The organism is Bacteroides caecimuris, from assembly GCF_001688725.2.
GTDB lineage: Bacteria > Bacteroidota > Bacteroidia > Bacteroidales > Bacteroidaceae > Bacteroides > Bacteroides caecimuris.
Window position 1 is genome coordinate 565,836 of record NZ_CP015401.2, and the last position, 20,954, is coordinate 586,789.

Annotated in this window: 10 protein-coding genes; 7 read left to right on the forward strand and 3 right to left on the reverse strand. The window is 41.7% G+C overall.

The features are described from left to right. Positions 1–277: 277 nt before the first annotated feature. The 3 genes from A4V03_RS02150 to A4V03_RS02160 all read left to right on the forward strand — a co-directional run bounded on the left by A4V03_RS02150 (position 278) and on the right by A4V03_RS02160 (position 8,295). Positions 278–2,017 (forward strand): pectinesterase family protein, encoded by a 1,740-nt coding sequence (locus tag A4V03_RS02150; protein WP_065537779.1) that lies wholly within the window; start codon positions 278–280, stop codon positions 2,015–2,017. Between the two features lie 272 nt (positions 2,018–2,289). After that, positions 2,290–3,630: an ATP-binding protein gene (locus A4V03_RS02155; RefSeq protein ID WP_065537780.1), complete on the forward strand. Its 1,341-nt coding sequence runs from the start codon at positions 2,290–2,292 to the stop codon at positions 3,628–3,630. Positions 3,631–3,720: 90 nt separating this feature from the next. Further along, a complete protein-coding gene (locus A4V03_RS02160; RefSeq protein ID WP_065540242.1) occupies positions 3,721–8,295 on the forward strand; it encodes a hybrid sensor histidine kinase/response regulator transcription factor in 4,575 nt (1,524 codons plus the stop codon). Positions 8,296–8,525: 230 nt separating this feature from the next. On the opposite strand, the gene A4V03_RS02165 is transcribed toward A4V03_RS02160, so the two are convergent. Genes A4V03_RS02165 through A4V03_RS02175 form a run of 3 tightly spaced genes read right to left on the reverse strand, consistent with a single transcriptional unit; the run spans position 8,526 to position 15,402 of the window. Beyond that, on the reverse strand, positions 8,526–10,121 hold the full coding sequence (locus tag A4V03_RS02165) for a fibronectin type III domain-containing protein (protein ID WP_065540243.1): 1,596 nt from the start codon (positions 10,119–10,121) through the stop codon (positions 8,526–8,528). Between the two features lie 18 nt (positions 10,122–10,139). Beyond that, positions 10,140–12,167, reverse strand: a complete 2,028-nt coding sequence (locus A4V03_RS02170) for a RagB/SusD family nutrient uptake outer membrane protein (RefSeq protein WP_065540244.1) — start codon at positions 12,165–12,167, stop codon at positions 10,140–10,142. A 13-nt stretch (positions 12,168–12,180) separates the two neighbouring features. Then, positions 12,181–15,402, reverse strand: coding sequence for a SusC/RagA family TonB-linked outer membrane protein (locus A4V03_RS02175; protein WP_084081097.1), 3,222 nt, complete (start codon positions 15,400–15,402; stop codon positions 12,181–12,183). A gap of 311 nt (positions 15,403–15,713) precedes the next feature. Between A4V03_RS02175 and A4V03_RS02180 the strand changes: the two genes are divergently transcribed. From A4V03_RS02180 to A4V03_RS02195, 4 genes are all read left to right on the forward strand, one after another. Then, the gene (locus A4V03_RS02180; protein ID WP_065537782.1) at positions 15,714–17,354 is read left to right on the forward strand and encodes a pectate lyase; all 1,641 of its coding nucleotides are present in this window, start codon (positions 15,714–15,716) and stop codon (positions 17,352–17,354) included. Positions 17,355–17,401: 47 nt separating this feature from the next. Continuing rightward, complete coding sequence (locus A4V03_RS02185) at positions 17,402–18,979, forward strand: pectate lyase family protein (RefSeq protein ID WP_065540245.1); 1,578 nt, start codon at positions 17,402–17,404, stop codon at positions 18,977–18,979. 173 nt (positions 18,980–19,152) lie between these two features. Further along, the gene (locus A4V03_RS02190) at positions 19,153–19,947 is read left to right on the forward strand and encodes a LiaF transmembrane domain-containing protein (RefSeq protein WP_065537783.1); all 795 of its coding nucleotides are present in this window, start codon (positions 19,153–19,155) and stop codon (positions 19,945–19,947) included. Between the two features lie 3 nt (positions 19,948–19,950). Beyond that, complete coding sequence (locus tag A4V03_RS02195) at positions 19,951–20,769, forward strand: LytTR family DNA-binding domain-containing protein (protein WP_065537784.1); 819 nt, start codon at positions 19,951–19,953, stop codon at positions 20,767–20,769. Positions 20,770–20,954: the final 185 nt, after the last annotated feature.

Here is a 20,954-nt window from a genome sequence, read left to right on the forward strand (position 1 = left end):
CATTAGCTTCATCGCTTGGAATTGTTGTTCCCATTACTTGAAACTTGAGTTTCTTCAGCGTGAAACTAAAGTTTCTAACGCTTGAAACTAATAGTTTCGTATAGCGAAACACTTTGTTCCGATAAGGATAAGCAAACTTAGATACGAGAGAAATGTAGCTTCCGGTAGCTTTTGGAAACAAAGAAGGTTGGGAAGCGGTGAATAGGGCGTTTGATGGATGCCGGTGATAGGTGAAAGAGAAAAATGATTTTTTGTTATAGAGTGTAGTATAAAGAAAATGAAAGAAAATAGAAGTAAATTAGTACTGTTGTTGGCAGTTGCCTTTGTTCTCTGCTCTGCATTTCGCGCGGACAAACCTGTCGTAACTATCTTTATGATAGGCGATTCGACTATGGCTAACAAGAAGTTGGATGGCGGAAATCCCGAACGTGGCTGGGGAATGGTACTTCCCGGATTTTTCTCCGAAGACATAAAGATTGACAATCATGCTGCCAACGGACGCAGTTCCAAGAGTTTTATCTCCGAAGGGCGTTGGGCAAAAGTCATCTCCAAAGTGAAGAAAGGCGATTATGTCTTTATTCAGTTCGGACATAATGATGAAAAAGCGGATTCTATCCGCCACACCGAACCGGGAACTACTTTCGATGACAATCTCCGCCGTTATGTAAACGAAACCCGTGCGAAAGGCGGCATCCCCGTATTGTTCAATTCCATTGTCCGCCGTAACTTCGTACAACCGAAGGATGCTTCCATCACTAAGGATATCCGCCGGACACCGGGGGAAAAGGAACAACCGAAAGAAGGAACCGTTTTGTTCGATACGCATGGAGCTTATTTGGATTCCCCCCGCAATGTAGCGAAAGAACTCGGAGTTGTATTTGTTGATATGAACAAAATCACTCACGACTTGGTGCAAGAGCTTGGACCTGTAGAATCGAAAAAGCTTTTTATGTTTGTCGCCCCCAATCAGATTCCCGCTTTTCCGAAAGGTCGTGAAGACAATACCCACTTGAATGTCTATGGAGCGCGAACCATCGCAGGCCTGGCAGTAGATGCCATCGGCAAGGAAATTCCCGAACTGGCGGAGTATATCCGTCATTACGATTATGTGGTAGCCCAAGACGGTAGCGGTGATTTCTTTACCGTGCAGGAAGCTATCAATGCTGTCCCCGATTTTCGCAAAGACGTCCGTACCACTATCCTGATTCGTAAAGGAACTTATAAAGAGAAACTCATCATCCCCGAATCCAAGATTAATATCTCCCTGATTGGAGAAAACGGTGCGGTACTGACTTATGACGGTTTTGCAAACAAGAAAAATGTATTCGGCGAGAACATGGGAACTTCCGGTTCGTCCAGCTGTTACATCTATGCCCCCGATTTTTATGCGGAGAATATCACATTCGAGAACTCATCAGGTCCCGTAGGACAAGCAGTTGCCTGCTTTGTGTCTGCCGATCGTGTCTATTTTAAGAATTGTCGTTTTCTAGGTTTCCAGGACACCCTCTATACATACAGCAAGCAAAGCCGCCAATATTACGAAGACTGCTACATCGAAGGAACGGTTGATTTTATCTTCGGTTGGTCTACGGCTGTTTTCAACCGTTGCCACATTCATAGCAAACGGGATGGTTATGTCACCGCTCCCTCTACTGATAAAGGAAAAAAATATGGCTATGTATTCTATGATTGCAAACTGACTGCGGAACCGGAAGCCACAAAAGTGTATCTGTCCCGTCCTTGGCGTCCGTATGCACAAGCTGTATTCATCCGTTGCGAACTGGGGAAACACATTTTTCCCATTGGCTGGAACAACTGGGGCAAGAAGGAAAACGAGAAAACTGTCTTTTATGCCGAATATGAAAGTCGGGGCGAAGGAGCCCATCCGAAAGCGCGCGCTGGTTTTTCCCAACAATTGAAGAATCTGAAAGGATATGAGATAAATGCAGTTTTGGCAGGAGAAGACGGATGGAATCCGATAGAGAACGGAAATAAACTGATAATGGTAAAGCGTTGAAAATATACTTTTGAAAATTGATGGGAATGTCTACTATCTCAAAAGAGAAAGTAATAAAAAGTGCAGTATTGACTATTTTTAAAAATAGCATTAACTAAAGATTATTTTTAGTGTTTACTGTATTGAACTGGTACAAAGTTGGTGTAATATACCTCTGCAATGAAACAAAAACTAAGTGAATTTACCCCTGCAATGAAACAAAAAAATGGTGAATTCACCCCTATAATGAAACAAATTTGTATATTTGTAACTGTAAATAAGCAAATTACGATATGTTTGAACGAAGGATACAGAAGCAGTTGCATGAGTGGGCAGAGAAAAATAATAGAAAACCTCTGATATTGAGAGGAGCCCGCCAAGTAGGGAAGACCACTATTGTTGAGCAGTTTGGCAAAGAATTTGATAATTTCCTGTCTTTAAACCTTGAAAAGAAAGAGGCAAAGGATTTGTTTGAGTCTACTGATGATGTAAAGATGTTGCTGCCTTTATTGTTTTTGTATGATAATAAGCCGCAGAGACCGGGACGAACCCTGCTTTTTATCGACGAGATACAGTCGTCGCCACAAGCTGTTGCATTGTTGCGGTACTTTTACGAGGAATTGCCGGAGTTGTATGTTATTGCAGCAGGTTCTCTTCTGGAAAATATGTTGGACAAACATGTCTCGTTGCCTGTAGGACGGGTGGAGTATATGGCTTTGCATCCGTGTTCCTTTATTGAGTTTCTTCAGGCAATAGGAGAGGGACGGTTTGTAGATTGGATTTTGGAAGCACGTTTGCCGGAGGCTTTCCATCAACAATTAATGCTACTTTTTAATAGTTATGCACTGATAGGCGGGATGCCCGAAATTGTAGCGAGGTATGCTGCCAACCGGGATGTTGTATCTTTGTCCGATACTTACAATCAACTGCTAAATGCCTACAAGAATGATGTGGAAAAGTATGCGGAGACAAACACGCAAGCTGCGGTGATTCGTTACATACTGGATGAAGGTTGGGGATATGCAGGGCAAGCTGTCACTTTAGGAGGATTTGCACAGTCCGCTTACAAAGCCCGTGAAACGGGCGAAGCTTTCCGTACTCTGGAAAAAGCATTGTTGCTGGAGTTAGTATATCCTACCACTCATACGATAATGCCAGCTACCACAGATTTGAAACGCGCTCCTAAATTGATCTGGCTGGATACAGGACTAGTAAATTATGCGGCTGAAATACAAAAAGAATATCTTCTCAGTAAAGATTTGACAGATACATGGAGAGGTATGGCTGCCGAACAAATCGTTGCGCAGGAATTAAAAGCTCTTTCCAACGAAGTAGGTAAGAAGCAAAAGTTTTGGGTACGTGCTAAAAGGGGAAGTTCTGCTGAAGTGGACTTTGTATACATATATGGCGGGAAAATCATTCCAATTGAAGTGAAAAACGGACACAATGCCCACTTAAAATCCATTCATCAGTTTATGAATGAAACGGAGCATGATTTGGCAGTTCGAATCTGGTCGAGAAATTATGCTATAGACCAAGTTACTACTAATGAGGGAAAACATTTCAAACTTATTAACCTTCCTTTTTACATGATAGCCGCATTGCCGAATATTTTAAAAAAAATAGAGACATAAGTCATGTTGGCCCGATTCTGTTAAATAGCCGCTAAAGATTGCATGAAACTACAAGTATTTTTCTATCTTTACGGCACAGAACCGAGTGATATGATGAAGAAAACCTTAATTTCAATAATTCTTTTGTTAGCTATTGCGTTCTCAACATACGCGCAACAGCACTGTTTTTTCACCCACTATTCTACTGAAGATGGATTATCCCAAAATACGGTGATGAACATCTTACAGGATCACAAAGACAACCTTTGGTTTGCCACCTGGGATGGTATCAACCGTTTCAACGGTTATACCTTTAAAACATACAAGGCCCGTCAGAGAAACTATATCAGTCTGACCAATAACCGCGTAGACCGTATGTATGAAGATCGTTACGGCTTTCTGTGGTTGCTGACCTATGACAACCGTGTCCATCGTTTTGACCCGAAGACTGAGACTTTCGAGCAAGTGCCTGCTGCCGGAGAAGAGGGGAGTGCTTTCAATGTGCATACCATTGAAGTGATGCCCAACGGAACCGTCTGGCTGCTAACGGAAAACGACGGAGCCATCCGTATCTTGACGCATCCGGATGAGAATAATCGCTTGACATGGGATATTTATTCCAGCAAGACGGAACTGTTTCCTTCTTTACATGTATTCAAAGTTCATCAGGATAAAGCCGGCAATGACTGGTTGCTGACGGATAACGGTCTCGGGATAATCCGTCCCGGAAAGAAAGAACCGAATTCTTATTTTACAGAAACAAAAGGAAAGTTTGGCGGAATGAATCAGGCTTTCTATGCTGTGCAGGAACGTGATAAGGATATTTGCTTCGCCTCGGATCATGGTCGCATCTGGTCTTATCAGAAAGAAAGCGGAGAATTTACGTTGATCGAGCTTCCCACAAAAGGACAGATCACCTCCATTCATCCCATTGCACCGGACGTATCCGTTATTACTACCGATTCGGATGGTTTCTTTACCTACAATCTGCGAACAAAAACAAACGTACATTACTCGTTCCTGACTTGTAAGGCGTTACCCGCAAAGCCGATCCTTTCTGCATACGTAGACCGTTCTTCAGAAGTGTGGTTCGAACAGGAAGAACCGGGCGTTGTTGCTCATTTTAATCCCTCGACCGGAGTGGTGACCCGTGAACAAATTCCAATAGAATACAGCAATCCCGAACGTTCCCGTCCGGCTTTTCATATTCATGAAGACGTAAACGGTTATCTGTGGGTACATCCTTACGGAGGAGGTTTTTCTTACTTCGATCCTCAAAAGAAATGCTTGGTTCCTTTCTATAACGGACTGGGTAGCCGTGACTGGCGTTTCTCCAATAAGATTCATTCAGCCTTTTCCGACAAACAAGGTAATCTGTGGCTTTGTACCCACTCTAAAGGATTGGAGAAAGTGACTTATCGAAATGTACCTTTTACGATGATAATCCCTATGCCTCATGAACACGAATCGTTGCATAATGAGGTGCGTGCCCTGTGTGAAGATAAACTGGGAAATTTGTGGGTTGGCTTGAAAGACGGTATACTTCGTATATATGATGCCGACAAAACATATAAAGGCTATCTTACCGAAAACGGCACCATTTCTGCCACCGGTACTCCCATGCCGGGCACCGTTTATCATGTTATTCAGGACTCAAAAGGAATCATCTGGATTGCGACCAAAGGAGACGGTCTTGTTCGTGCCGAGCCGACTTCTTCCAACGGAATGTCTTATAAGCTGACCCGTTATCTTCATCGTGAAGATGATATGTACAGTTTGAGCGATAATAATGTATATTGCATCTATGAAGATCATTATGGGCGTATCTGGCTGGCAACTTTTGCCGGAGGTATCAATTATATTACGAAGAATGAAGCAGGAAAGACATTGTTTATCAATCACCGGAACAACCTGAAAGGTTATCCCATTGATCCTTGTTACAAAGCTCGTTTCATCACTTCCGATAACAACGGACGCTTGTGGGTAGGAACAACTACGGGGGCCGTTGCTTTTGATGAGAACTTTAAGAAACCGGAGGATGTGAAGTTCTATCATTTCTCCCGTATGCCGAATGATACGCAAAGTTTGAGTAATAATGATGTCCATTGGATTATCTCCACCAAGAAAAAGGAACTTTATCTGGCTACTTTCGGCGGCGGACTCAACAAACTGGTATCTATCAGTAAGAACGGTCACGGAGAATTCAAGTCATATTGCGTATTGGATGGTCTTCCTTCCGATGTCCTGCTTTCCATCCGCGAAGATAGTAAGCAGAATTTATGGATTAGTACGGAGAATGGAATTTGTAAGTTCATTCCCTCTGAAGAACGTTTTGAAAGTTATGACGAGCGTAGTATCACTTTCCCTGTACGTTTTAGTGAAGCCGCTTCGGCATTAACTGCTAAAGGAAGTATGCTTTTCGGTGCCAGCGGCGGAGTCTTTATATTTAATCCTGACTCTATTCGTAAGAGCAGCTATATCCCGCCTATCGTATTCTCCAAACTGACAGTGGCTAATGAGGACATTACCCCCGGCGGCAACTCATTGTTGAAAGTGGATATTGACGACGCTGATAAATTGGTACTTTCGCATAAAGAGAATATTTTCTCCGTTCATTTCGCGGCACTCGATTATACCAATCCGCAAAATATACAGTATGCTTATATTCTCGACGGATTTGAAAAACAGTGGACCTTTGCCGACAAACAGCGTAGCGTGACTTATACGAATCTTCCGAAAGGAGAGTATGTACTTCGTGTCCGTTCTACCAATAGCGATGGTGTGTGGGTGGATAACGAACGTATCTTGGATATTGTCATTCTGCCTTCTTTCTGGGAAACGCCGATAGCATACGTGCTTTATATACTTTTTATTCTGATTATTATTCTTGTGGCCGTTTATATCCTGTTCACCATTTACCGGTTGAAGCATGAAGTGTCGGTCGAACAGCAGATTTCGGATATAAAACTGCGCTTCTTTACGAATATATCCCATGAGTTGCGTACTCCGCTTACGCTGATAGCAGGTCCGGTAGAGCAGGTCTTGAAGAATGATAAATTGCCGGCTGATGCCCGCGAACAGTTGGTGGTGGTTGAACGGAACACCAGCCGTATGCTTCGTCTTGTCAATCAGATATTGGACTTCCGTAAGATTCAGAACAAGAAGATGAAGATGCAGGTACAGCGTGTGGACATCGTTCCTTTCGTGCGCAAGGTGATGGATAATTTTGAGGCTGTGGCCGAAGAGCACCGGATTGATTTCCTGTTTCAGACGGAAAAGGAGCATCTTTATCTTTGGGTGGACGCCGATAAGCTGGAAAAGATTGTATTCAATCTGCTTTCCAATGCATTTAAATATACGCCGAATGGCAAGATGATAACGATGTTTATCCGTGAAGATGAGAATACAGTTTCTATCGGTGTACAAGACCAGGGAATTGGTATCGCGGAAAACAAAAAGAAGTCACTGTTTGTCCGTTTTGAGAATCTGGTAGATAAGAATCTTTTCAATCAGGCTAGTACAGGTATCGGACTTTCATTGGTGAAAGAGCTTGTGGAGATGCACAAGGCTACTATCTCCGTGGATAGTCGTTTGGGAGAAGGAAGTTGTTTCAAAGTCGATTTCCTGAAAGGGAAAGAACATTATGATAAGGAAACCGAGTTTATTCTGGAAGATGCGGATGCTCCGGTAAGGATGGGGCAGGTAGTGGATATAGCCAACTCTTCCATTCAGTCTGAAACGCTGATACCCGATGATTCGGAGAAAATTGAAGCCGTTTATGAGGAAGATGCTGCGAAAGAAGAAAACTCCAAAGAACTGATGTTATTAGTCGAAGATAATCAGGAGTTACGTGAATTCTTGCGTAGTATATTTTCTCCGATGTACCGGGTAGTGGAAGCCGCCGATGGTAGGGAAGGAGCGAATAAAGCATTGAAGTATCTTCCGGATATTATTATCAGTGACGTGATGATGCCCGAGAAAGACGGTATCGAAATGACGCGTGAACTACGTGCGGATATGACAACCAGCCATATACCTATTATCCTGCTTACTGCCAAAACTACGATTGAAAGTAAACTGGAAGGATTGGAATATGGTGCGGATGATTATATCACAAAACCTTTCAGTGCTACCTATCTGCAAGCCCGTGTGGAAAATCTGTTGATGCAGCGTAAGAAACTGCAAAGTTTCTATCGGGATAGCTTGATGCATATCAATATGTCCGTTACTTCCGGTGAATTAGTTGCGTTGACAAAGGCTATGGCTGAAGAGGAAAGAAAGATAGTGCCGGAGCGAGAAGAAGAGCAAACGCAACTACAGTCACAACAGCAACCGACTATTCCTGATATGTCTCCAAATGACCGTAAATTTATGGATAAACTGGTGGAATTGATGGAGCAGAACATGGATAATGGAGACCTTGTAGTGGATGATTTGGTACGTGAATTGGCTGTCAGTCGTTCCGTGTTCTTCAAGAAGCTGAAGACATTGACAGGACTGGCACCTATTGAGTTTATCAAAGAAATACGCATCAAGCGTGCTACGCAACTGATTGAAACCGGAGAGTTTAATATGACGCAGATTTCATATATGGTCGGAATCAACGACCCGCGTTATTTTAGCAAATGTTTTAAGGCGCAGGTGGGTATGACACCGACTGAGTATAAGGAAAAAATAGGTCGGTAATACGTAGTAACAATCTCTTTGTTTATTCTATTTTTAGGAAATAAATGATTTAAGAGACTATTCCTATGGACTTCTCAATTCATATATTCCAAACTCAAAGTGTATTTTATATGCTTTGTTTGTAAACGTTCATTTGCTTGGGAGTATATATTAAAAAAGTAGGGCGAGTGTATATATTCAAATATACATTCGCCCTATCTTTTTTATATGTTTTTTATGTAAAACCTATATTATTCACTGAACCATTGTGGGTCACCTGCACGGTTCTTGAATAAAGCGTCTTTAATTTTGAAATTACCGTTTTCAGGATCTTCAAAGAGTTCGGCAGATGTTTTGCTATATTCGGTGCACATCGCTTGTGCCTCACTGTGCCATGCGCAATCGGTGGTATACCAGTTGTCGGAAGTTTCTTTAACGATACTCTTTACGCTACATAGTTTGTTTTTGGCATCGCTGCTACCACAGTTGGCGAATAAGCATTTTGTGATTCTGATATCGTGTAGTTCCACTTTGTTTGCATCAATGAAGTGTTTTCCACTTTTTTGATCACAAGCATAGAATGTACATTGATCGATATTGAATGTGATAGGATGCATTGTATTTTGTGCTGTGAGTGTAAATGTTGGTCCATCGGTGGCGGCTACATCATTAAATGTACATTTACTTATATGAATGGAATTCAGATTTCCCGTCATGTCTTTAATGTTGATGACACCATACGAACCAATTTCACTGAAGGTAGTATTAGTAAACTCTATACGATTGATGGAGCATCCCACACCGCCGCCTTGCACACGCAATATACCACGAGTTTTGGATACCTTGCATTTATCGAAGGAAATGTTTACATCCGTTGTCATGGCATCTTGGTTAATCATGTAATCGCTGCCTTTGCCATTGTTGTAGAGGTTCATGTTATAAAACTTGATAGAAGTCGTGTTTTCTGTGGCTGTCACTTCTTTGGGCTTGAAGTTAGGCTGTGCTCCACCGGAGGCACCCCAGAAGATAATTGCATTTACCGATGCGGGAATACTAAGTTTTTCCGTACGTTCGAAAGTGCTTCCAGCAGGGAAGACGAGCACTACATCTCCTTGTTGTTCGGCAAGAACTGCATCAATGTCATCGCCCTCTTTCAGGTTGGCTATGGTGTATCCTTCCGGAAAGTCTTCTGTCGTTTCAAATTTACAGTTTCCTCTCAACTTCTGATTGTTATAGATAGAAACTTTGTAAGTGGTGGCAGCTTTGAGTCCTGTCAACGTAGCTTGACCTGCATTCTTCTCGTTGGCGGTGATGTCGCGGCGTGTCTCCTCTTCGGTAGATTCGATGAGGAAGTGGGTAACGTCCACTCCTGCAGTCCAGTGGATGGTGGCGTTCTTGCTGGTCACGTTGCTGCTACTTTCGATAATTTGTTCGCTCTTCGTGGTGAAAGTGCCATCCTCCAAAGTGCACCATTTAGACGGTTGGGCAGATTCGGAACAGGAACGCAGACGCAAGTAATACGTCGTTTGCTCTTCTAGTCCTGTGATACTGTAAGGGCTGCTTGTAATGCCTTTGTCTTCTCCGTAGATGATAGAGCCTTCTTGCAGTTCGTCATTTGTAAATTCGTTTTTATTTACCTCTATGATATAGTAGTCGGTGTTGGGAGTTGCGTTCCAAATAACCTCTGCTTCGAATGTTTGGGGAGTAACCGCAAGATTGTTGCTGCGGAATAAGCGGTTGTATCGTTCGTCCGAACTCCAGTCATTACTTTTGTCGCAAGACGAAAATGAAATAACTGTTAAGCAAATGATGCTTAATAGCGTGTGTATATTTGTACTAATTTTCATAATAATCGTTTTTATCAATTAGAATCCGTATGAATTGGCTAATGTTCCGTTTGATTCTGAAATCGTTTTACTACCTAGTGGAATCAAATGCCTGTTTTTTACGGTCTTGTTCAGACCTGTGCTAACATAGTCTGTTAATCCCGAAAGGTTGGAGTCGTTGGAGGTGCTTCCGTCCTCTTTGAACACTTCTTGCTTTGTAGTTGCGTCTTTCTCTATCTTTCCATTTGGGAAGGTTCCCCAGCCCGGAACGTATTTCCAATTGGGATCTGCGGCATTCTTTATAGCATTCTTGACATCCAATTCGTTATTGATTTCGCTGACAAAGGAGGGATATTCATACCAGCAAATACTACTCATGTCGATGGAATATTCATCATCGGCTTTCATCTTATAGAAGATGTATTTGGGAGCTATGGTAGTGAGTTGGCGGTAGTCTTCTTTGAATTGGTCGATCTTCTTGGAGAGTAATCCCCAACGAATCAAGTCATATTTGCGGACACATTCTCCGGCAAATTCCCATGCGCGTTCATCCACGATGGCGTTGAAAAAATCGTCACCTGATGAGATAGCAGCTACATACGCTTGTGCATTGGCTTTGTTGTCGAACGCACGGCTGTGAACTTCTGTCAGTGCGGTACGGGCTGTCATGGCAGTTCCCCCCAATGGATTGGCTGCATCAGCTCCATACAGTTCGTTCATAACTTCAGCATACATTAATAGTATGTCGGAATAACGCATTGCAATCCAGTTGATGCCATATCCGATTTTTGCATCGCTCGCACGGACAGCATTCAGCCATTCGTCGTTCATTTTGCGGATGTCCCATTTTGCTACATAGATACCGAATGGGGCGTTTTTTTGCATATTCTCTTTGATGTGCCCGTTTTCTTCTTTGAGTTCATAAGTGGCACATGTGATGTCACGACGCAGGTCAGAGTGGTCGAACGACCAGAAGAACGGAGCGGTTAATTTCACTTTTCCGCTTGAGTTTCCTTTAGCACCGTAGTAGCTGCTTACACCGCTGATTCTCACGCCAATGGTATATCCCATTTCTCCGGATTTATTCAGACCGTGTGCTACTTCGTATAGGTTTTCTTTATAAGTATTGTCCAATTTCCGCTGGTTTACTTGGAACCATTGGTCTGCATACGAAGGATTTAACTTGTGTACACCGCTTCCAATAACAGCTGTCAGATGTTTCAGTGCACGTTCATACAACAGTTTTCTTTCTGCTTCTCCCGGACGTTGGGTAGGGTATGTACCGTCAGAGCCGGCAAGTGTCTCGTAGCCGGGTTTGGAGGATTCGCGGATACTGTAGCCGGCTTTGGCAAGGGCGATGCGGGCGAACAAGCCGTGAGCAAAACCTGCAGTGGCATGTTCGGTCGTATAGCCGGATTCGCCTGCCCAGGGGAGATAGTTTGCAGCTTCTTCCAAGTCGCTCAGCAATTGTTCCATAATATCGTCTCGGTCGCTTTTGGCTACATATAAATTGGAACCGTCTACCTTGGTCGTTTCGAATTTCATTGGCAGGTCTCCATAGTTTTTTACAAGGTCAAAATAGACCATGGCACGGATGGTGAGTGCCTCACCCAAGAAATTAGCCATCTTGTTGCGTGCCGGATTTCCTTCTTGGAACAACTCGCTGGAACGGATTCCTTCTACGACAAGATTGGCGTCCTCAATAATGGCGAAACAGTTTTTCCAATTGTCATCCAGTTTTGACCAGGAACCGCTGATGCTTTCTCCATTGTAATTACCTAAAGCGCGTTCACTGGATTCGGTGAAAGAAGCCGGTTTGTTAACGTCGGCATCTACTAGTTCAATATCTGTATTGAATCCGAAATTCAGAGGGATGCGGGCACCATAAGTGTGGTCGAGGGTAAGCCCTGCATATACTTTGTTCAAACTTTGTTCTGTAAAAGTAAGCGAGTTGAAAACCATGTCGCCTTTGATTTCGGAAGGAGAGCTTTGATCTAAGAAATCGCTGCAAGAGGTGATGCTCAGTAACCCCATTCCTCCAATGATGTATTTTATAATTGATTTCATATATGTATCTGTTTTAGAATGTAACATTTATACCACCTACAAATGAACGGCTTTTAGGATAGGCTGAATAGTCTATGCCCGGAGTCATAGGTGTTTTGCGACAAGTGTCTACTTCCGGGTCGGCACCGGAATATTTAGTGAAGCAGTAGAGGTTGTATCCTGTAAAGTAGATACGCACATTCTGCATTTGTAGTTTTTGTACGAAAACTTTCGGCAATGTGTAACCGATGGAAATATTGTTGACACGCAGGAAGGCACCGTCTTCTACAGCCCAGTCCAAAAGTGGAATCTGTGTGATGGAAGCAGGGTTGAATATGCTGGCACCGGCATTTATTTCATTTAGACGGTTGATAGCATAGTCGCTTCCAAATTCGTTGATATAGCTTTTGGAAGTCATGTCCATTCCGTTGGCAGGGTCAATCCAAGTGTAACGTTTGCTAAGGTTGAATTCATTGTTCAGATTCCAATCTTTTTTTGTGTCACTATAGAATCCGGAAGCAAGTTTGGTAGCGTTGATAATTTTGTTTCCCAATGAATAGTTAAAGAATGCATTTAAATCAAAGCTCTTATATCGTGCATTGATACCGAAACCGCCGGTTATTTTCGGGATTGTATTTCCAAGGCGTTCTTTCTCGATTTTACCATCTGCATTTGCTTTCAGTTTGGGTGATCCAGGACCGAAATTATTGACTTTCATACCCGATTCCGTCGGATTGACACGTCCTTCCTTAAGTTTCCATCCATTATCCCAAGTAAAGTCTTCTGTAGTATAGAAACCATCTAGTTTATAACCGTATACTTCACCTAGTCTTCCACCTTCTTCAATTAGGAAATCATCGATACCAGCGATGAGACTGCCACCCCAGCCACTGCTTTGCCAGATTTTATTTGTAGGCAGTTTGTCAATTTTAGCTTGATTATAAGAAATGTTGAAGTTGAAATTCAGACCGAAATCTTTTTGGTCGACAAGGATAGCGTCTAAAGCAAGCTCAATACCTTTGTTGGAGGTTTGACCGAAATTCTGATATTGGAACTCATAACCAGCTCCTTTGGGGAGGGTAGTTTGCATCAACAAATCTTTGGTCGTGTTCCAGTATGCATCTAAGCTACCAGAAAGGCGTCCGTTCCAGAAGCCGAAATCCAAACCTATATTACGAGTGAGCGTTGTTTCCCATTTCAAGTTCGGGTTGGACAAGTTTTTACCTCTTTGCAGAACCACGCTGCTTGTATTGTTGAAATAGATATGTTTGTCTCCCGAACCTGCTAGTGAGTAAGTTGTTTCTAGCGACCCGGAGGGAATCCGATTGTTTCCTGCCGTACCGATGCTTAAACGAAGTTTTAAGTTGGAAAGCCATTCTTGGGAGTTTTTCATGAAAGCTTCGTCGGATATACGCCATGCTAAAGCCAATGAAGGGAAGTATCCCCATTGATTGCCGGAGGCAAATTTGCTGGAGCCGTCTGCACGCATGGTGAAGGTCATCAGGTATTTATCGTTAATGGTGTAGTTGATACGTCCGAAAAAAGAGAGCAAGTTGTCTTTGATGCCAATGTATGTATCTGTGGGAAGTGCCTGACCTTGTCCCATATTAGCAAGTACTTCTTTTATTGACATGTTTTTAGGGAAACCTACAGATGTCATTGTTGTTTTGTGGTCGTAGCTGCTGGATACTTCATGACCTAACATGACATTCATTCTGTGGTTCAAATTGAACATTTTATCGTTATTATATGTAACAGTATTGGCGTTTCTCCAGTTCTTGTTGATAAGTTTGGTTAATAACGCTTGGGGCATTCCCGGATTTCCGTATTTACTGTTGTTTGTAGCTTCCACTCCCCATACTTGGTCAGTATTATTGTATTTCCATCCATATCCGAATTCGCTTCTGAATTTAAGTCCTTTTACGGGTTCCCAGTTCACTCCGGCATTGTAGTTTTGTTGGAAGCGGCTAACGCGTTTGTAAGTCGCGTTCAATATCTCGATAGGCGTATAACGTGCGTTATTAACGTTTTCATCATCGTCACTGCCGCCACTGATTAATTTTTCAACAGGAGCAAATACTACAGAGCGTGCATTTACAGAAGTGGTTGCACTTGATTGATTGTCATCTGCACCGCTTCCGGTTCCTTTTACTTTTTGATAGGATAAACGGGCATTGAAGTCAAATGTTAGCCATTTGTTGATTTTTGTATTTATTTTAGCATTGATGTTGTCTTTGGCAAAACCTGAGTTCAACATGATACTTTTTTCGTCGTTACGTGAATAACTGATATTGAATTTGGTATCTTTGTTTCCACCACTGACACTAATATTGTATTGTTGTTGATTACCGGTGCGACCAAATATTTCTCCTTGATAGTCGGTGTCTGTGTATGATTTATAAATCTCCAGATCGTCAAAGGTGCCATAATTAAAACTTTTTTGGTCTAATTCTTGTTGCCACATCACAAACTCATACGGATTGAGCACATCGACCATCTTGGTCACTTTGCGCAAACCGTAAGATGCACCGAAGTTTACCTGCACCTTACCTTCCTGACCAGATTTAGTAGTAATGATGATAACACCATTTGCACCACGGGCACCATAAATAGCAGTAGAAGAAGCATCTTTCAATACATCTACCGATTGAATATCTGTTGGAGCAATATCAGAGATACTTGATACGGGAAATCCGTCTACAATATAAAGCGGTGAATTGTCTTGAGATAGAGAACCGCCACCACGTACGCGGATTTTTACGTCTGCATCGGGAGAACCTTCAGTCGTTGTGATAGATACACCGGCCATTTTTCCCTGTAATGCTTCTGATGCAGAAGATACCGGAATGGCAGCTATCTGTTTGGCACTAACGGAAGATACGGAACCAGTCAAATCTTTTTTTGCAACGGTTCCGTAACCAATTACCACAACTTCGTCTAATGCTTGTGTGTCATCGGAAAGAGTGACATTAATTTGACTTTGTCCTTTTACAGCAATATCCTGAGTTTTCATTCCGATATAAGAAATTGTAAGGATTGCTTTTGAAGGAACCTTGATAGAATAGTTACCATCTAAATCGGTAATTGTACCATTGGTAGTATTCCCTTTTTCTACTACAGAAGCTCCAATGATCGGTTCCCCTGTTGTGTCTTTCACATTACCTTTTACGGTAATTGTCTGCGCTGATACGCCAAGCGATATCGCTGCAAATAGCATTAGCAGCCAACTGCGCATGTTTTTCACTTTGTTAGACATTCTTTGCATGTTTATTAATTAATGGTTGTTGTTTTTAATTCCGTACTTATATTTAGAGTTAATTCCTCGGTACAAAAGTATATGAATGTGAATATAGCTATGTGCAATATTTGTTTTTGACCTAGTATTTTTTGTTTTTTAATAGCCGACAGGCATTTTTAGAATAGTGTTGAAACAAAAAATGCACATGATAACTTGAAAAGGCCTTGTTTTATCATTTTCAATGATTTGGAAAAACAAAATTTGAACAAGACTTTTCTTTATCCTACCTACTTTTGCTCTCATTAATCAAATAATTAATCTAATAATGTATGAAAATGGATATAATTCCAAGTAAATGGTGTTTAGCCATTTTATTTGCTTTTGGAATCCTGGCGTGTACTGATGGTGGTGACGCAAATGAATTGCCTAAAGAACCTGAAGGGACTGGAGAAACTCAAGATGAAAAGATACCAGCTTTTCCTGGGGCAGAAGGACATGGACGCTACACAACCGGTGGGCGTGGTGGCGATGTATATATTGTTACTTCATTGGAGGACAAATTACAGAACGGAACTTTGCGTTATGGTATTGAGAAACTAAGCGGAAAACGTACAATTGTTTTCCAGGTATCCGGAACTATTCATTTAAACGGTGATTTAAAGATTAAGAATGGAGATTTGACCATTGCAGGACAGACGGCTCCGGGGGATGGTATTTGTTTGGCTGGTTATCCGGTTTTCTTGGAAGCAGACAATGTTATTGTCCGTTTTATGCGTTTTCGAATGGGAAATAAAGAAGATGTCAGTGCAGACGGAGCCGACGCCTTTGGCGGTCGGTATCATAAGAATATAGTGATTGATCATTGTTCTATGAGTTGGTGTACTGACGAATGTGTTTCTTTCTATCAAAATGAGAATTTTACACTGCAATGGTGTCTTATTTCTGAAAGTCTGCGTTTAGGCGGGCATACAAAAGGTCCTCATGGTTATGGTGGGATATGGGGAGGGATGAAAGCTTCTTTTCACCATAATCTATTGGCACATCATGACAGCCGTAATCCTCGTCTAGGTCCTGGAGTTAATTCGACCAAAGAGAATGAAATTGTTGATATGCGTAATAATGTCATTTATAACTGGTGTGGAAACTCTTGTTATGGTGGAGAAGCCATGCATGTAAATATTGTGAATAATTTTTATAAGCCGGGGCCTGCCACTCCTACTGGTACTTCTAAACGTGGACGTATTATTGCCATTGACAAAAAAGTGAGTGATTCGGATAAGAAATCATATCCGGCCATTTTTGACACTTGGGGAGATTTCTTTATCCAAGGAAATGTGGTGGATGATGGGCAAATGAATGGTGCGGCTGATTACGATCGTTGTATGAAGGCTACAAAGGATAACTGGGAGTACGGAGTTTATAATCAGTTTGATAAAAAGTATGGAACGTTGGATGAAGGTATAAAAAAAGCTCTTAGACGTACCACTCCTGTAGAAACAGGTACTGTTACCACTCATGATGCCCGTACGGCTTTTGAGCGTGTTATGGATTATGCAGGTTGTTCTTTGCACAGGGATAGAGTGGATGAACGTATTGTTCAGGAGACTCGTACCGGGACTGCGAACTATCAAGGAATGAACGAGCACAATGGTCAGGGAGTTGTTGAAGGTATTGATTGGAAAAGCGTGGGGTATCCAAAGAAAGGTATCATTGATAGTCAGGATGATGTGATTCCTGTTGGAGAATCTTCAGCATGGCCTGAATTGGTACAAGGTGTTATTCTGAAGGATTCGGATAATGATGGTATGCCTGATGAATGGGAAAAAAAGTATGGTTTGAATCCGAATGATGCTTCTGACCGAAATGGTAAAACAGTAGATGAGGAAGGAATATATACAAATCTGGAGATGTATATGAATAGCTTGGTACAAAAGATTGTTGAGGAACAGAATAAAGGAGGAATACAATAAATAAGCTTGGTGTATTTTTGTATTATTCCATAAATAAAAATATGAATATGAATTTGATCTTTCGTTGTTTAACCGTTTTATTAACTCTGATCGGAAATGAGGCTGCTTTTGCCTCTTCTGGTATTGGTAACACTCTTGATTTTGGAGAGTTGGCTGCTTTTCCCGGAGCAGAAGGATATGGACGTATGACTACAGGCGGACGTGGAGGTGAAGTGTATATTGTTACTTCTTTAGTAGATGATGGGATGCCTGGCACTTTACGTTATGGTATAGAAAAGTTGGATGGTCCTCGTACTATCATTTTTCAAGTGTCCGGTACAATATTTCTGCATAAAGACCTAAAAATACGGAAAGGGAATTTGACTATTGCGGGACAAACTGCACCGGGAAACGGTATTTGCATAGCGGGTTATCCGGTGACAAATTATGCTAGTAATGTAATTCTCCGTTTTTTACGTTTCCGTATGGGTAATAAAGAATGTGTGCATCCTGACGGTGCAGATGCTTTAGGAGGAAAAGGGGCAAGGAATGTGATTATAGACCATTGCTCTATCAGCTGGTGTACAGATGAATGTGCCTCTTTTTATGAAAATGATGATTTTACTATGCAGTGGTGCATTATTTCTGAAAGTCTTAGATTAGGTGGACATACCAAAGGTCCTCATGGATATGGAGGAATTTGGGGAGGCGAACACTCTTCTTATCACCATAATCTATTAGCCCATCATGATAGCCGGAATCCCCGTTTCGGATTAGGAGCTAAGGTACGTAAGAATGGAGAATGTGATGGTGATTATGTAGATTTTCGCAATAATGTGATCTATAATTGGGGTATGAACAGTTCGTATGGTGGTGAAAGGATGAATATTAATATAGTGAACAATTATTATAAACCAGGTCCTGCAACGGTGACAGGTTCTAAACGTGGACGGATTTTTGCTATAGATGCAACAGAAAATAGGAATGGGGGATATCTGTGGGGAAAGTATTATATCGATGGTAACGTTGTAGATGGAGGGGTAGATGATAAAAACAACCAAAAGGCTACAGCTAATAATTGGGAATATGGAGTTTACAATCAATTTTCGAATAATTATAAGAAAGTGGTTACGCAAAAAACTAAAGACTCGATTCGATTGGACAAACCTCACGAATTTGCATCGGTAACGACACATTCTGCTTTCAATGCTTATAAACAAGTGTTGGATTATGCGGGGTGTTCATTGCATCGAGATGATGTGGATGCACGTATTGTGAAGGAAACACGTACGAGAACAGCTGGATATAAAGGTTTGAATGTTCATAATGGAGAAGGAGGTATTTGGAAAAGTGAAGGATATCCGAAACCAGGATTGATAGATAGTCAGGATGATTTGCTCTCGTTAAATACTTCGGAAAATGTTTCCGCATGGCCAGTTCTTTTACAGAGAAGTGCCTTGATTGATTCTGATAATGATGGTATGCCTGATGCATGGGAGAGAAAATTCGGATTAAATCCTCATGATGCTTCTGATGGCAATGGAAAAACGATAGATAAATATGGCCAGTATACAAATCTGGAAATGTATATGAATAGTTTGGTGCATGACATTATTGAAAAACAAAATAGCGGTGGAAAGAAGTAATCTGCAAACTTCGTATTAAGAATTATCTTTATCAGGTAAGATACTTTATAGTCAGTTTCACCGGTTCTTATCCGGCATTCATCGGAATTTATACTGGAAATCAACAGAAAAGGCTGTAGAAGCAGTGGGAAATGATGTATCTTTGAACCATTAATCAATTAGTAATAGAGACAATGGAAGAGAAACAAAAATTTCCCACTGCTACAGGCTTTTCCGGTAAAATACTGATAGCTTCGCTTTTTATCCTTTCCGGGATTCTGCTGTTTGCCCGTAATATGGGATGGGTTACATCTGAAGTCTTCGATATGATCGTATCCTGGCATTCATTCCTTATTATATTAGGTATATATTCTATGATTCGCCGCCATTTCATCGGTGGAATCATCTTTTTGCTGATAGGTGTGTATTTTTTGATTGGAGGGCTTTCATGGTTGCCAGAAAATTCGCAGGCAATGGTATGGCCTATCGCTCTGATCACAGCAGGTGTCTTATTTTTTTTAAAATCCGGCAAGAATAGGCGGGGGCATTGGGCGCATCATCATGCCATGCAACATCGTCAGAAATGGATGAAGATGCATCAGGGACAATCCGGCATGAATTTTGAAAGTGAGCAACAGCAGGCAGAGTCAGTAGATGGTTTTCTACGTGCTGAGAATGTTTGGGGAGCTGCCCGTCACGTGGTACTTGACGAATTGTTTAAAGGAGCTGTCATTCGCACATCCTTTGGAGGAACAACGATTGATTTGCGGCATACTCATATTGCACCCGGAGAAACATACATAGATTTGGATTGCAGTTGGGGAGGAGTTGAGATATATGTCCCTTCTGACTGGAAAGTCGTGTTTAAATGCAATGCTTTCTTTGGAGGATGTGATGATAAACGTTGGCAGAATGGAAATATAAATAAGGAGAGTGTGTTAGTAATTCGGGGAACACTTTCTTTCGGAGGCTTGGAGGTTAAAGGCTAGCGTATGAAAGCACATCCGATTATAGAATCTCCTTTTCGTTGGATTCCGATGCTGGTGCTGGCATTGATTCTGGTTGCATTCCAGGTAACTTTGGTTTGTGGATACACCGGAAACGATTATCTTCCCGCTTTGGTAGATGGAATAGCAACGATTGGTTGGCTGGTGGCTATCGCCTATCTGGCATGGTTTGTGGTCGGTCTTGTCTCGTTGTTCCAGACGGATGTAATTATGATTATCGTTGGAAGTCTGCTTTGGCTGGCAGGAAGTTTTATGGTCTGTGATATAATGGTGAGAATTGTAGGAGTGTCCTATGTTCCTTTTGCGCAGACAATCCCTTTCCGGTTATTGTTCGGATTACCGGTTTTAATTGCCATTACTCTATGGTACCGCTTGATAGTCACAAAAGAAGAAGTACAAAACCTGGAAATGGAAAAAGAACTGGCGGTACATCAGGTGAATGTGGCTGAACAGCAGGAAGAATCACCCATGGAATGGATAGATCGTATTACAGTGAAAGACGGTTCCCGGATTCATTTGGTGAAGGCAGACGAATTGATCTACATACAAGCGTGTGGAGATTATGTGATGCTGATAACCCCCACAGGCGAATACCTGAAAGAGCAGACCATGAAGTATTTTGAAACTCATCTCTCTCCAGATACATTTGTTCGGGTGCATCGTTCTACGATTGTGAATGTTACGCAGATTTCCCGGGTCGAGCTTTTTGGAAAAGAAACCTATCAGTTACTATTGAAGAATGGGGTGAAACTTCGGGTTAGCCTTTCCGGCTACCGGTTGCTGAAAGAACGGTTGGGGATATAAAATCTGTTTATTCTGATTTTGTAATATACTCTCACTACAGCCCTGTTATAAATGTTTCACCTAGCAGAACGGTTGGGCAATAATATTGGTCTCTCTTCTTTGTTTTGGAAAAGTGAAATAAATAATATTCGTTAAAAAATCCTCTTTATAATCTTATTCAGAATATAAAGAGGATAATTTTATTG

What these genes read in the sequence shown, in the direction of transcription:
- A4V03_RS02155 (WP_065537780.1), top strand. Translation starts at nt 2,290, where the DNA reads ATGTTTGAACGAAGGATACAGAAGCAGTTGCATGAGTGGGCAGAGAAA.
- A4V03_RS02195 (WP_065537784.1), top strand. Translation starts at nt 19,951, where the DNA reads ATGAAAGCACATCCGATTATAGAATCTCCTTTTCGTTGGATTCCGATG.
- A4V03_RS02180 (WP_065537782.1), top strand. Translation starts at nt 15,714, where the DNA reads ATGAAAATGGATATAATTCCAAGTAAATGGTGTTTAGCCATTTTATTT.
- A4V03_RS02170 (WP_065540244.1), bottom strand. Translation starts at nt 12,167, where the DNA reads ATGAAATCAATTATAAAATACATCATTGGAGGAATGGGGTTACTGAGC.
- A4V03_RS02185 (WP_065540245.1), top strand. Translation starts at nt 17,402, where the DNA reads ATGAATTTGATCTTTCGTTGTTTAACCGTTTTATTAACTCTGATCGGA.
- A4V03_RS02190 (WP_065537783.1), top strand. Translation starts at nt 19,153, where the DNA reads ATGGAAGAGAAACAAAAATTTCCCACTGCTACAGGCTTTTCCGGTAAA.
- A4V03_RS02175 (WP_084081097.1), bottom strand. Translation starts at nt 15,402, where the DNA reads ATGTCTAACAAAGTGAAAAACATGCGCAGTTGGCTGCTAATGCTATTT.
- A4V03_RS02150 (WP_065537779.1), top strand. Translation starts at nt 278, where the DNA reads ATGAAAGAAAATAGAAGTAAATTAGTACTGTTGTTGGCAGTTGCCTTT.
- A4V03_RS02160 (WP_065540242.1), top strand. Translation starts at nt 3,721, where the DNA reads ATGATGAAGAAAACCTTAATTTCAATAATTCTTTTGTTAGCTATTGCG.
- A4V03_RS02165 (WP_065540243.1), bottom strand. Translation starts at nt 10,121, where the DNA reads ATGAAAATTAGTACAAATATACACACGCTATTAAGCATCATTTGCTTA.